Source organism: Providencia sp. NPDC089933, assembly GCF_049545585.1.
GTDB lineage: Bacteria > Pseudomonadota > Gammaproteobacteria > Enterobacterales > Enterobacteriaceae > Providencia > Providencia huashanensis.
In genome coordinates, this window is sequence record NZ_JBMWDT010000019.1 from 1 (window position 1) to 14,362 (window position 14,362).

Consider the following 14,362-nt stretch of genomic DNA (forward strand, 5'->3'; position numbering starts at 1 on the left):
TCGGGTCAGTGTACCATTAACTATTCTGCATTAGACACGATTGCAGTTACTGCAGATTCGCCAGTAAGAACTTTAACGGCGGAATGCCAGTAGTCGCCTAAAATAAAAAAGTATAACCTAATGCAACAATTAAATTCTTTTTTAAAATTATTCAGGTACCGTCATATTAGTGCAAGCTTATGACTTATACCATTTATCAGAGAGATAACCACTGCTGCTTTACAACAAAATTTTTCCTTGAATAACCCTTCGTTATCATTTTAATTCTTAATAGTTAAAAGCTCATTCATATAATGTGAATGAGCTCTTTTTATTAGAAATCAACCTGATACTTTAACTTTATCAGCCGCAGTCTTAGCCATTTCCAATGCTTGTTCAATAGAATCAGCAACAGCTAAAGCAACCCCGAGTCGACGAGTTCCTGCTATTTCAGGTTTACCAAATAAACGTAACTGGATATCCGACCCAAATGCAGTATCAATATGACCAAATACTACATCGCTGCTATGCAATTCAGGTAAAATAACCGCAGAAGCACTTGGCCCATATTGACGAATTGCGCCTATTGGGTACCCTAGGAAAGCCCGAACATGTAAGGCAAATTCAGATAAATTTTGTGAAATTAACGTCACCATTCCTGTATCGTGAGGGCGAGGTGAGACTTCATTAAAAATGATCTCATCTGCGCACACAAATAACTCAACACCAAATACCCCATAGCCTCCCAATGCGCTAACTATTTTTTGGGCAACCTCTTGTGCTTTCCTCAATGCAATATCACTCATTTGTTGCGGTTGCCAAGACTCACGATAATCCCCTTTCTCTTGGCGATGACCAACAGGAGCACAAAAATGAATGCCATCAACTGCACTGACTGTTAACAAGGTGATCTCAAAATCAAAATTAACCATTTTTTCAACAATAACGCGGCCCTGTCCCGTGCGCCCACCTTGTTGAGAATATTCCCATGCTTGTTCTAATTCTGCTGCCGAGCGGATAACACTCTGCCCTTTTCCTGACGAACTCATGACTGGTTTTACAATACAAGGAAAACCGATTTTCTCTGCTGCAGTAATAAAATCCGCTTTATTTTCAACAAATCGGTAATCAGAGGTCGGTAAATGAAGCGTTTCCGCTGCCAAGCGACGTATCCCTTCTCTGTCCATGGTAAGAAAAACGGCTTTCGCAGATGGCACGACTCTTTGCCCTTGTTCTTCCAGTTCAACTAAGGTTTTTGTCGCAATAGCTTCAATTTCAGGGACAATAAAATCAGGTTTTTCTAAGGCAACAAGCTGTTTTAATGCTTCGCCATTAAGCATGTTAATTGTGTAACTGCGGTGAGCAATGTGCATAGCTGGCGCATTATCGTATCTATCAACAGCAATCACCTCAATGCCTAAACGTTGGCATTCAATAGCGACTTCCTTACCCAGTTCACCCGCCCCAAGCAACATGACTTTGGTTGCTGAAGCGCACAGCGCAGTACCCAATTGATTCATGATTAATGACCTTATCCGCAAAAATAATAAATGTGATTATATACGCAATCGTTTGCTTTTACTATCAAAGGAAACAAAGTTCATGAATGCAAAGTCTAGTATCTAGCCTAATGGTGTCTTATCACGCCCAGTAATAAAGGGATCTTTATGAGAGAACTTAGTATATTGCTTGCGCAAAATCGCTAAAATACAGAACATCAAACCAATCCATATTAATGAGAAGCTGACACCTTTTACCCAATCAAATAGCTCATTAAATAAAAATACCGCAAGTAAAAATTGGATTGTGGGTTCTATATACTGTGCTAAACCAATTACAGTCAATGAAGTTCTTTTAATTGCAGCCGTGAAAAATAGCAATGGGATAATCGTTACCGGAGCCGCTAGCATATAAAGAATTTTAACTTGCCAATCCCCTTCTGCTACCGCACTTAAACCATTTGAGTTTAACCACCAAGTTATTCCTATTGCTATTGGCAATAACCAAAGAGCTTCTAAAAATAAAGAAGTAATGACATCAAACCGAATAAATTTACGTATTAATCCATATATCGCAAATGCGCTCCCCATCACTAACGCTAGAATAGGTAGTTCGCCATACTGCCATATTTGATAACCGACACCAGCACATATAAAAATAACGGCCATTTTTTCAGAAAATACAAGTCGCTCTCTGAGAAAGATAACCCCGAGTAAAATTGAAAATAAAGGGTTAATAAAATAGCCCAAACTTGCCGCTAGAACTTGCCCATGAGTTAACGCATAAGTGAATGCAGTCCATGAAATAGCCATAATCGATGAGCTAAAGAAACATAAAACAATTGATTTTTTGTCAGCCCAGACTTGGCCCCATAAAGATTTATTCTTAATAATTAAACGAATAAAAAAAAGTATTGGTACTGACCAAATAAGACGTTCAGCAAGTAGTTCTAAAGGTTCGGCGCCAGGAAGTAAACGGTAAAATAACGGTGTTATACCCCATAGAATATAAGAAAAAATGGCAAGAGCCACTCCTGAACGCAGCAACATAGTTTACCCGCAATAAAAACTAATTAAGTGAAATTAGCTTCGTATCATACGCCAAAATATAGAAAATAAAACTGATTGCACCTCCAATATTGGTCGATTTATATCGAAGTAAATATAAATAAAAGTGGATTAGACAACCATCTTCTATTTACCTTCCATATAGATACTTTTCAAAGGATTTCTCTTTGGGATAATAGTGGTTGCTGTTGTATAAATTCGATTAATTCTTGTTGCGTTGGCGCTGCTGAAATCGCCCCTTTTTTAGTCGTTGCCAAAGCTCCACAAGCTGACGCTTGAGAAATAATTTTCATTAAGCTGTCGCCAGTATTTGACAAACCATATTGAGAAACTCCCGCAAGTAAACCCGCCATAAAAGCATCGCCAGCCCCTGTTGTATCAATGCTATCAACTAAATAGGCACTAACTGCTATAGATGTGTAGGACGTAAATACTTGGCAACCTTTAGCGCCTTGAGTGACTATTTTTAAACTGGCAGGATACTTTTGTAATTTAGAAATCGCATCATCAAAACAGCTCTCCTTTGTTAGCCACAATAATTCATCATCCGATAGTTTTAAAATATCTGCTTGCGTTGCAAAAGTATCGATAACACAATGCATTTCATCGGGATCAGCCCACATTTGTGGGCGAATATTGATATCAAAACTCAGTAATCCCCCTGTTTGCTGTATATTTTTTATTGCTGTTGATAACGATGCCCGACAGGTTTCATGTACCAATGCTAATGAGCAAAAGTGCAAAATATCATTACCAAATTTAGGTAAGTTTTTTGCAGTTAAAAATTGATCTGCTGAAGGGGAAACTAAAAAAGAAAATTCACGTTCACCATTTTCATGTAATGAGACTAAAACGGTACTCGTTTTATATTTGTCATCAAACTCCATCGCACTGGTATCCACTCCTAGTTCAAATAAGGTTTTCTGCATAAAATGCCCAAAAGCCTCTTCCCCTACCCTGCCAATAAAACCACTGTTTTGCCCTAAACGTGCAACGCCAGCGGCGACATTAACGGGGGCTCCACCAGCACAAGCTTCATATTGCATCCCTTTAAGGGGGAGCAAATCAATTACTGCATCGCCTAAAGCCCAGACTTTCATCATATCTCCTTTACTGACTACGTGTTTTTATTATCTATTAATGAATATATACATTACCTACTAATGAAATTTTCACTAGCAAACTGTTAACGTTAACATTAGTATAAATACATCATTAAAGAAACGCACGAGTTATCTCATCTTATTTATCCATTTCGGTATGGGGAAATAACTAAGGAAGCACAATGAAAAATCAACTTGAATTAGCGAATAACACCATTCAAACATCAAGAAAAAACCTAGATTTTCAATTCTATCCTCAATATCATCTCGCTCCTTTTGCTGGCTGGATGAATGACCCAAATGGGTTGATTTATCACCAAGGTCAATATCATGCTTTTTATCAACATCATCCATTTAGCGCTAGCTGGGGGCCTATGCATTGGGGGCATGCAACAAGTACTGATATGGTCCACTGGCAGCACCAACCTATTGCATTAGCACCTAGTGAAGAGTATGACCGTGATGGCTGTTTTTCGGGTTCCGCAGTTAGCCATAACGGTGAACTCTATCTGTTCTACACGGGTCATATTTGGTTGGGTAATCAAGGTGATGACAGCCAAATTATTCAGTCTCAATGCGTTGCGATTAGTACAGATGGTATTCATTTTGAAAAAAAAGGAGTTGTCATTCCGCCAATTGAAGGGTTTATGCATTTCCGTGATCCAAAAGTTTGGCAGCAAAACAATAAGTGGTGGATGGTGGTCGGTGCAAGAGATCCCCATAATCATGGTCAAATACTCTTATTTAGCACTTCAGACTTATTAAATTGGGATCAAAACTACCAAGTGCTGGCTAAAACTGATGATAAGGGTGTTTATATGTGGGAATGCCCTGATTTTTTTCCTCTAGGGAAACATTTTATTGCTTTATTTTCACCTCAAGGGAAAAAAGCTGAAAAGTACCAATATCGTAATCTTTTTCAAAATGGTTATTTAGTCGGGAATTGGTCACCAAACTCCCCTTATACAATTACTCACCAATTTACCGAATTAGATTTTGGGCAGGATTTTTACGCACCACAAACTTTTTTATCGAAAGATGGTCGCCGTATTGCAATAGCTTGGATGGATATGTGGGAAAGTCATATGCCATCCCAAAAAGATGGGTGGTCAGGTTGTTTTACTTTACCCAGAGAGCTTACTCTTAATGAACAAGGCAAAATTATTTCTAGACCTATTGAAGAATTAAAGTCTTTACGGCAATCCACTACGCACTTACCCACAATAAATTTAGAAAAGAACACAACGGTTTTAGTGAATGAAGATGCCTCCAGTTGTGAACTAGAACTTATTTGGGATTTACAACAGAGCCCCGCGGAGAAATTTGGTTTTTGGATTGGTTACGGAGTGCAATTTTATATTGATAACCAAAACCAACGATTAACCTTAATGCGCCATTATCCTGAATATACAATTAGTGATAGCCGCAGTGTTCCATTACCTGAAACCCAGCAGCTAAAAATACATGCTTTTGTTGATCGCTCCAGTCTTGAAATATTCATTAACGATGGTGACGTTAATTTTAGTTGCCGTATCTACCCACATGAGGGGGAGCGAGATTTAAAACTATTTGCAATAAATAACCAAGCAAAGTTAGAAAAAGCAACCTATTGGCATCTCGAAAAAGCTATCGTATAAGTAGAGAAGTTCTGTTGGGAATATTAAGAAGCTGTTACTACACCAGTGGCCAACAACCTCTTGAAATAATTAAATATTCATATATTAAAATGAGTTACGTTCTAACAAGTCGCATGCAACGTATTGAACCCCATCTAACTGGCGTTCTTCTATAATATGTAAAGCGGCTTGTTGCCCCAATTGATAATGCGGTAATACCACAGTGCTTAATGGTGGGTAAAATAATTCCCCAACACCAATCATATTATCATAACCAAGCACCGCAATATCTTGAGGGATGCGTAATCCATGGCTAAGCAACACTTGATATGCTAAGAATGCAATGCGGTCGTTTCCACAAATGACGACATCAAAATCTGGTTTCTTATTTTTAAAGTGACGATTGATTAAATTTATAACATCCAAATAATGTTCATCACCTAGTTCTAAATGATATTGTTTTAAAGATTGTTTAGGTAAATTAGCATTATTCCACGCCGCCTCAACTGCTTCACTGCGAATTTTCCCAGCCAATGTTTCTTGTGGGATATAAAGACACAATGGATGGCGATATCCCTTATCAATTAAACGTTCAACTGCATTATATTGGCCATTAAAATCATCTGGTATGTAGGCCGGAAATTTATTTTCTTTATCTACACAATTAGCTAAAACAAGACGGTTATTATGTAGCGTTTCTGGAATAGAGACTTCTCGAAGCCCCATTGTGGTATAAATAATACCATCAGGACGTTGGGACAATAGTTGGCGAACCGCTCTTTCGCTGTCTTCACTTGATGTGATATTGACAACAAAACTGCTCCAACCAAATTGCCTTGCTGTTTGTTCTATTGAAAGGATCATTTCTACTGAAAATGGAGTTGTCGCTGTGTCGAGCGCTAAAACACCTACTGTAGAAATTTTTGAACTTTTCCCCCTTATCTTCCGTGCAGAAAAATCTGGGACATAATTAAGTGACTCAATAGCTTGCTGAACCTGTTTCAATGTTTCAGGTTTGAGCAAGCCAGGGCTATTAATTGCCCTTGATACCGTCATCAATGAAACATTTGCTAGTCGCGCTACATCTTTTAAAGAAGCCATTAAGTATATTCACTCATTAAAAAAGGTCGAGGATAAATTTTAGCATGTTAGATATAAAAAGCACCCACTGTTAATCAATCTAAAACAAGTATAAATACTTAACAAAACTTCGCTCAGCCCCACATTTTAGACTTTTTATGATTAGCTATTTGCGATATTATTGGAAGAACTTATAAATTTTTTATATATTTTGTTAGGGAAAAAACTCGTTAAACAAGTAAAACCACCTAATATGTTACATAACATTAATCGAATCTTACGCATTGACACAAACTTTAACCATTGTTTCTATTTTTATATTAAATTTAACTAGATGATATTTTTAATATAAATTAAGGTCAGTAATACATTAATAAAAAGAACAACGATCAGTAGAAAATATTACCGTCAAATTCATTTTTCGGTTTATTTATCTACGTATTTTATCAAATTAATATGAATATCAAATCAGTTTAACAGGAGTATGGTGATGAATAACACCATTCACGTAATCATAGATAGTGATAATGTCTTTAAGAATAAGCTGAAATTAATGATGGAATCTTTTGGTTTTATCTTTAAATTTTATAATAACGAAGAAACATTTATGAGTAATTATACCTACCCTTTCGAGAGCAATGTGAAAGAATGTATTTTATTATTCTTAAATAATGATGAGAACCGTATTAATAGATTAAACAATATAAGTAGCAATTTCGGTATTGTGCCATTTATTGTTCTTGCTGAAGAGCCTTCTATCAATCTGTGTCGCGAAAGCTTTAAATCTGGAGCTTTTGATTTTTTCCCTTGTCCTTTCAAAGATATTGAAATTTTGAATGCTATTAGTAATGCAACAGAACTGTTCGTCTCTATGCATGAAGAGCACAAAAAATATACCTACCTATCTGATAAGTTTGCTCGCCTCTCGACTAGAGAAAGAGAAATCATGGATATGATATTAGAAGGTAATACGAGTAAAGAAACGGCAGAAAAACTCTCTTTATCACCTAGAACTGTAGAGGTTCATCGCTCTAATATTTATACAAAACTAGGTATTAAATCACTTCCTCAGCTTATTCAAGAATACGACTATATCAATACCTATCCTAAACATATTTAATCTATATGATATGTTTCCTTTCTTATGTAAATTATTATTTCTGATGGTTTAATATTAAACCATCAGAAATTCTCTCTCTTAAAAATGATTAATCTATATAATCTAAGATAAATATAGATTAAAATCCTGTATGTTTAAAAATAATAACTAAAATTCATAAATTACAGAAAAAATATAAATACACTATATTTGACTAAAGAGCCACTTAAGTTAATTAATAATTTCAGTCGTAATGATAACCTTCCGAATTTATCTAATAAGATGATAGAATTAAGCTTTATTAAGCTACTGTTCAAAAATATTTTATATAACATATTTTTATGAAATCTGTTGCTTTTTGCTAACAATTCCTTCGAGCGAAAATATAAAAAAATAAGGCTTTTTACAACATACATACTTCATCTACTTCGTCATAATGAGCTTACTTTTTCATTTCTCTTTATCCCAATACATCTGATAGCAGTACAGAGAGGTAAGCCAAATCTGCCTTTCCATACGACCGATCACAATATTGGCTAATTCTTTTGCGCTTCACTATTTTTATGGCTCATGACTGGCTATAAGAGTAGTCAGAAGCGCACTCTTTTTGGCTTTATGCAATGATACAACTAGGCTATAGATTACTTATATTCTTTAATATTGATCTCATATTGTTTTAGCTTACGCCACAGCGTTGTTCTCCCCATATTGAGCACCTGATGCATCTGTTGGATTTTACCTTTACAGGCTTGCGCGACTTCAATAATCAATTCTTTTTCAACAGATTGAATATCCATGTTAGCAAAACGTTGTTCCCCTTTCGCTTCATACGGTATTTTCTGCAAATAATAGTGACACTTTAGTTTTTCACTTGCTTCTCTAGCAAGAGATTGAGCTAGCGCGAGCAGAAGATTACCGTTATCTCCAACGGTTGAAAAAGCCACGATCAGGAATAGTTCATCGGTAGGCCAATATACAGGGGCTAAATAATAGAATGTACCATGTAACTCAATTGGGCTGGCAAATAACCTTGTTCTCGCACCTTCAGTCATATCCCCTAATAATAGGTTTGCAATTTCAAAAGCGCCTTTCGATTCATTACTTAGCCATAGCGTTTCGCCCCGCGTACTAATGCATGAAACATCGATGTTGAAATTATATAATGGCGATAATCCATCCATGATGGTCCCACTAACAAGGTCCATCATAAAATCATAATCAATTGAATTATAATGATTAAATTTATTCGATATTGCTGTTGGAAATATTAAATGAGCCGACATAGTCATCCTTATTCTTCGATAAGAGTTATTTGATTATGTCAATTTCCCATTTAATTTTTATATTCTAGATCAAGTTATTTATTGATAGTTTTTTCACCATTGATCTACATCAATTTACCACCCGCAATCGAATAGTTCGCCATCAATGAATAAAAATAGCCTGCTTTTTTTATCTTTAAGCAGGCTATAAAATGTACTAATCAATAAGTTATTAATCGGTAACTATCGAGCCCCATAAATCATATTCATCAGCATGTTCGACCTTAACTTTAACAATATCACCGGCCTTAACATTAAACTCACCATTTAGATAAACCATACCATCGATTTCAGGTGCATCTGCCATACTACGCCCAACAGCCCCTTCATCATCAACTTCGTCAATAATCACTAAAATTGTACTGTCAATTTTATCTTGTAAACGCTGCGTTGAAATTTGTTGTTGTAATTGCATAAAACGATGGTAGCGCTCTTCTTTAATTTCTTCAGGTACTTGATCCTCAAGCTCATTCGCTTTCGCACCTTCTACTGGGCTATATTTAAAGCACCCGACTCTATCTAGCTTAGCTTCAGCTAAGAAATCCAATAGCATTTGGAAATCTTCCTCGGTTTCCCCTGGAAAGCCAACAATAAAAGTCGAACGCAACGTTAACTCAGGGCAAACTTCTCGCCAACGCTTAATCCGTTCCAATGTCCTTTCCACTGCCCCAGGACGTTTCATTAATTTGAGGATTTTTGGACTAGCATGTTGCAAAGGTATATCCAAATAAGGTAATACTTTTCCTTCAGCCATCAATGGGATCACGTCATCAACATGTGGATATGGATACACATAATGTAAACGCACCCATACCCCCATAGAAGCAAGTTGTTCACATAAACCAACCATGCTGGTTTTTACTGGCTGCCCATCCCAAAACCCCGTTCTATGTTTAACATCAACACCGTACGCAGAAGTATCTTGTGAAATCACGAGTAATTCTTTTACGCCAGATGCAACTAAACGCTTCGCTTCATTTAATACATCACCAATTGGACGACTATCTAAATCCCCTCTCATTGAAGGAATAATACAAAAAGTACAGCGATGATTGCACCCTTCCGAAATTTTTAAATAAGCATAATGTTTAGGCGTTAGTTTAACCCCTTGTTCGGGAACTAAGCTAAAGAAAGGGTCATGTTCTGGTTTAGGGACATAGTGATGAACATGGTTTAGTACTTGTTCATAGCTATGTGGGCCTGTGATTTCTAAGACTTTTGGATGAACTTCACGAATTTGATTTTCTTTTGCGCCGAGGCACCCAGTCACTATAACTTTGCCGTTTTCGTTTAACGCCTCACCAATCGCCTCTAACGATTCTTGTACTGCGCTATCGATAAAACCACAGGTATTGACGATGACTAAATCTGCATCATCGTAACTTGGCACCACTTGATAGCCATCTGTGCGTAACTCAGTCAAAATACGTTCTGAATCAACTAGGTTTTTCGGGCAACCAAGGGAAACGAAGCCAATTTTAGGCACCGAATTAGTATTTTGCGACATAACTCACTTCTTTTATTATTTTAGAAAAATGGGCGAAATTTTACCTGAAGAAGAAAAGGAATTGTATAAATTTTTAGCGATAATAATGAATTTTTAAAGCTAAAAGAGCCAATCAGAATAGCCCTTTTAACTAGAAAATAAATTGCACTAACGATTGATTGAACGGGCAATTCGCGAGTAAGTATGCCTAACACCACGGATCACAATACCATAATTTAAAATATTTTCTGGTAATGCAATTCCGTTGTAGCCCGAATCGCCAATATGATGTAAATCAGTCCCTGCCATTTTACACATTAACGCAATTTGCCTAATCGTTTGTAAGTCAGCTCCCTCTTGGGAGGTTCCAATTGCTGTCATTGTCATAACCCCTTGAGAATGACAATAACCAACCATTTTTTGTACAAATTCTAATGAAATCCCAGGGACGGTACCGGGCGCTGGTAATAAAATAATGTCAGCACCACTGGCAATAAATGCCCGAATATCATCTTCCGTAATTAATTGTTCAGCAGAAGCATTCAAAACACCCGCTGCATGCATTTTCCCTGTAATAAGAACAATATCTTCGCCTACCACGGCTTTAAGCTCTTTAAGGCTTTGGTTAATTTCTTCATTAGTAACACCGTTCCCGGGGTTGCCCGTTAGAACAATAATATCAGCCCCCATTTCTTTTAATTTCAGTGCATTTTTTATTGTTGCCAAGCGCCCTTCCGATATTTTCCACTGTGCATCTTGCGTTGGGTTATTAAACCCTGCTGGAACTGGTTCGAGGTTCACACCGATCGCCCGACCCGTTAAATGCTTAAGAGTGCGAATCACCTCCTCAGGAGCCGTTCCTTCTGGTAACCCTTGTAGGATAGGTTGATTAACATCAAAAACATTTAACAGCAAAATATCGGCACCTTGGCTCGCGGCTAACTCCGCATTCGTGACTGTCATTAATACGGGTTGAATAGTGCCAATGGTTTCAGAAACCAATAGCCGCCCCTCACTGGCCTTAATTGACTCTAATAGCGTCTTTTTACTTAGCTTGGCAATCTCTGAGGCTGAACAATCAAGATAACGTTTTTGCATAGTTGTCCCTTTCTTTATCAATCAAAAGAATTTATTAAAAGAACTTTAACTAATTTCATAACAATCAGCGAAATATATCATGTATAAAATTATAAACTGCCTAATAGAACACATTATGAATAAGTTATTTTTTTAAGAATAATAACTTTTTCTAACATATAGATTTTTATAAAAAAAGTGTATTTTTACCCTTTTAATGCCTATTCCATTAAAAATTACTGCTTGTTTTTTACCAATAGTAATGATTATCATTACGACTCAATATTACTTATGGTAAGGACGAAATAATGAAACTCGCATACAAAGCTGCTGTTTCGGGTCTCACGCTATTTTCAATCGCTGCATTCGCTCAAGAATATCCACTTGGCCACCCAGTGATCAAAAATGGAATGGAAATCCAAGGGGTCTATTTACAACCCATCACAATGGATACTGAAGAAGGTCACCATGCAATGTCTCATTTACCCGCAGACAAAGCAGATGTTCATTTAGAAGCTGATATCCATGCTGTTGAAGATAATCCGAATGGCTTCGCCGAAGGCGATTGGGTCCCTTACCTAACAATCGAATATTCCGTTACAAAACTTGGTGATAAACCACAAACGCAAACAGGTACGTTTATGCCAATGGTAGCGAGTGATGGCCCTCACTATGGGGAAAACATCAAATTAGACGGTAATGGTAAATATCGTGTGGTCTACAAAATTTATCCACCTTCACACAATAAAGATGTTGCCTTTGGTCGCCATATTGATAAAGAAACAGGTGTCGCTCCTTGGTTCCAGCCTTTTGAAGTCTCTTGGGACTTTGACTACGCGGGTATTGGTCGTAAAGGTAGTTACTAATTTCTCACCAAATTAGTTAAGGGCTTAACCGGGGAATCTTTCCACGCAAGCCCTTTTTTATTTGCGCTTAAAATGGATAAGCCGAGATGAAAACAATACTGAGCTTTATACTGCTTATTGCTTGCACTATTACGCCACAATATTCACTTGCGGCAGAAAAATTCACAGTCGAATTAGAAATGAAAAATGGAGACCTCATTCCTCGAGTGCTCGAAGTCCCCGCCAAAACAATTATTCGCATTAAAATCACAAATACGGGTACAGAACCTGCTGAATTTGAAAGTATTCAATTGAGAAAAGAAAAAGTTTTAGCGCCAGGCGCAAGTTCTGTTGTTGTCATTGCGCCGCTAAAACCAGGTACTTATAGCTTCTTCGATGACTTTCACCTTTCTCACCCGAAAGGCGAGATCATTGCTAAATAAAAGGATGTAACATGGGGCAAGTTCTCTTTGTTGTGTGGCGAGAAAGTTTTGAAGCGCTTTTAGTTATCGGTATCATCTATGCGTGGATAAAACGTCACCCTGATGCTCGTAATGGCATGAAATACCTATGGGGGGGCGTTGCCCTTGGGCTAGCAATGTCCATATTGCTTGCACTGCTTATCTATGGCGTATTTAACGTCCTCGATGATACAGGCCAATCATTGTTTATGATCTTTATGGAATTACTTGCCTGTGTTCTTATCGTCCAAATGGTTTATTGGATGAATAAACACGGTAGTTCTATGAAAGCAGAAATTGAGTCGGGGATTAACCGCAATGCTGCACACCATAACTGGTGGGGAGCTTCACTCATTATCGCCATCGCAATTGCCCGTGAAGGGAGTGAAATTGTGGTATTCCTTTCTAGTTTTATTATGTCATTAACAACCAATAATGCATCTGAATTCTTTATCGAAGTCGCTGGCGGAATAGCAATTGCTGCCCTGACCCTTTACGCTTTTTTATTGACCAATCGCTTAATCTCTTGGGCTATATTTTTCAAAGTTACAGGGGTGATCCTACTTTTCCTTGCATTATCACTTCTACTAAAAGGGGTGGAAGAAAGTGCTAACCTGCTGATTGAGTATGATTTTGCTATCCCCGAGTTTTTAATTTATCCCGCTTGGGATACTACCGCTTTACTGGATGATTCAGGTATTGCGGGGAATTTTATTTCCTCTTTCTTTGCCTATCGCTCACAACCGATATGGCTAAGTGTAATAACCTTTATTCTCTATTGGGTAATTGTGATACCGCTATTTGCAAGGAGCAAAAAAAATGTGCAGCTTGCTAAGGTATAAATTCAAATGCTTATTTTTTAGCTTAATATTAGGGGTCGTTGTTCCTTCATTAAGTTATGGCAAAGCACTAAGGTCCCCAGTACAGACTGGGGATAACATCATTATTGCTAAAGGGGATATCCCCACTCCAGAGAAATACCAAGATTCAATCCATACCTACATGAATTTTATCACTGCTGAATTAGCAGAAATGGTTATCCAGCTAGAGTTACTACAGCAAAATTTACAACAAGGGAAGCTATCGGCAGCTCAACACGCTTACATCATAGCCCATCAACACTACGAGACTGTTCGTCCAATTATAGTGTTATTCGGTAACACAGATAGAACCATTAACCCTAGGGCAGATTATTTTCTCGATAAAGAAAAAGACTATCGCTTTACTGGGTTTCATCTTGTTGAATACCAATTATTTGCTGCAAAAAATCCAACGCAAGCATTAGCGGCTAATGAAGAGTTACTCATTAAAGGGCGCGATTTGCATAAACGAGTCACAACAGAAACTATTGAGATCCCTAAATTAGTACAGGCTTCCGCTGACTTTATTGAAATGATCCTAGAAACAAAATTAGAGGGTAAAGAAAATATCTACAGCTTATCTGATTTAACCGATATTGCTGCTAACTTAAAAGGTTCGCAAGAAATCATCAACGTTATTCAACCTTTTATTGAAAAGAATACACTTAAGCAATTACAAGAAAATACTCTACGGATCAATAAAATCATGCAGCCATATTATATGGCTGATAGCACATATCAACCTTATAGCCAGCTAAAACAACAAGACAAAATGGCACTTTATTCATTACTCACTCAACAAGCCGAAACTTTAGCAAAGTTACGGGCTCAGCTCGATGTTGATGTTTACTATAAATATTAAGGCAT

13 protein-coding genes are annotated in these 14,362 nt (G+C 37.2%); 6 read left to right on the forward strand and 7 right to left on the reverse strand.

Annotated elements, in window-relative coordinates:
- Window positions 1-320 precede the first annotated feature (320 nt).
- The 3 genes from purT to ACPEH5_RS20055 form a co-directional block, all read right to left on the reverse strand.
- Window positions 321-1,499, reverse strand: coding sequence for a formate-dependent phosphoribosylglycinamide formyltransferase (gene purT / locus ACPEH5_RS20045; protein ID WP_129467161.1), 1,179 nt, complete (start codon window positions 1,497-1,499; stop codon window positions 321-323).
- A gap of 102 nt (window positions 1,500-1,601) precedes the next feature.
- Window positions 1,602-2,528, reverse strand: coding sequence for an EamA family transporter RarD (gene rarD / locus ACPEH5_RS20050; RefSeq protein WP_042848890.1), 927 nt, complete (start codon window positions 2,526-2,528; stop codon window positions 1,602-1,604).
- Between the two features lie 170 nt (window positions 2,529-2,698).
- Window positions 2,699-3,646: an aminoimidazole riboside kinase gene (locus tag ACPEH5_RS20055; RefSeq protein ID WP_042848892.1), complete on the reverse strand. Its 948-nt coding sequence runs from the start codon at window positions 3,644-3,646 to the stop codon at window positions 2,699-2,701.
- A gap of 185 nt (window positions 3,647-3,831) precedes the next feature.
- Here ACPEH5_RS20055 and ACPEH5_RS20060 point away from each other — a divergent pair, with 185 nt between their 5' ends.
- Window positions 3,832-5,286, forward strand: a complete 1,455-nt coding sequence (locus ACPEH5_RS20060; protein WP_071548548.1) for a glycoside hydrolase family 32 protein — start codon at window positions 3,832-3,834, stop codon at window positions 5,284-5,286.
- Between the two features lie 84 nt (window positions 5,287-5,370).
- Here the strand turns inward: ACPEH5_RS20060 and ACPEH5_RS20065 are convergent, their stop codons facing one another.
- Window positions 5,371-6,366: a LacI family DNA-binding transcriptional regulator gene (locus ACPEH5_RS20065; protein ID WP_042848894.1), complete on the reverse strand. Its 996-nt coding sequence runs from the start codon at window positions 6,364-6,366 to the stop codon at window positions 5,371-5,373.
- A gap of 469 nt (window positions 6,367-6,835) precedes the next feature.
- On the opposite strand from ACPEH5_RS20065, the gene ACPEH5_RS20070 reads away from it, so the two are divergent.
- Entirely contained in the window at window positions 6,836-7,465 is a 630-nt protein-coding gene (locus ACPEH5_RS20070; protein WP_129467158.1) for a response regulator transcription factor, read from the forward strand.
- A 620-nt stretch (window positions 7,466-8,085) separates the two neighbouring features.
- Here the strand turns inward: ACPEH5_RS20070 and ACPEH5_RS20075 are convergent.
- The 3 genes from ACPEH5_RS20075 to ACPEH5_RS20085 all read right to left on the reverse strand — a co-directional run bounded on the left by ACPEH5_RS20075 (window position 8,086) and on the right by ACPEH5_RS20085 (window position 11,350).
- Window positions 8,086-8,727: a helix-turn-helix domain-containing protein gene (locus ACPEH5_RS20075; RefSeq protein ID WP_166696565.1), complete on the reverse strand. Its 642-nt coding sequence runs from the start codon at window positions 8,725-8,727 to the stop codon at window positions 8,086-8,088.
- Between the two features lie 211 nt (window positions 8,728-8,938).
- Window positions 8,939-10,273 carry a 30S ribosomal protein S12 methylthiotransferase RimO gene (gene rimO / locus ACPEH5_RS20080; RefSeq protein ID WP_042848896.1) on the reverse strand — a complete coding sequence of 445 codons (1,335 nt, stop codon included), beginning with the start codon at window positions 10,271-10,273 and terminating at the stop codon, window positions 8,939-8,941.
- Between the two features lie 147 nt (window positions 10,274-10,420).
- Window positions 10,421-11,350: a haloacid dehalogenase-like hydrolase gene (locus tag ACPEH5_RS20085; protein WP_166696564.1), complete on the reverse strand. Its 930-nt coding sequence runs from the start codon at window positions 11,348-11,350 to the stop codon at window positions 10,421-10,423.
- A gap of 287 nt (window positions 11,351-11,637) precedes the next feature.
- Between ACPEH5_RS20085 and ACPEH5_RS20090 the strand changes: the two genes are divergently transcribed.
- From ACPEH5_RS20090 to ACPEH5_RS20105, 4 genes are all read left to right on the forward strand, one after another.
- The gene (locus tag ACPEH5_RS20090) at window positions 11,638-12,195 is read left to right on the forward strand and encodes an iron transporter (protein ID WP_042848899.1); all 558 of its coding nucleotides are present in this window, start codon (window positions 11,638-11,640) and stop codon (window positions 12,193-12,195) included.
- Between the two features lie 86 nt (window positions 12,196-12,281).
- Window positions 12,282-12,617, forward strand: a complete 336-nt coding sequence (locus ACPEH5_RS20095) for a cupredoxin domain-containing protein (RefSeq protein WP_042848900.1) — start codon at window positions 12,282-12,284, stop codon at window positions 12,615-12,617.
- Window positions 12,618-12,628: 11 nt separating this feature from the next.
- Entirely contained in the window at window positions 12,629-13,477 is an 849-nt protein-coding gene (locus ACPEH5_RS20100; RefSeq protein WP_042848952.1) for an FTR1 family iron permease, read from the forward strand.
- Window positions 13,455-14,357, forward strand: a complete 903-nt coding sequence (locus tag ACPEH5_RS20105; RefSeq protein ID WP_166696563.1) for an EfeM/EfeO family lipoprotein — start codon at window positions 13,455-13,457, stop codon at window positions 14,355-14,357. Before ACPEH5_RS20100 ends, ACPEH5_RS20105 begins: the two co-directional genes overlap by 23 nt.
- Window positions 14,358-14,362 lie beyond the last annotated feature (5 nt).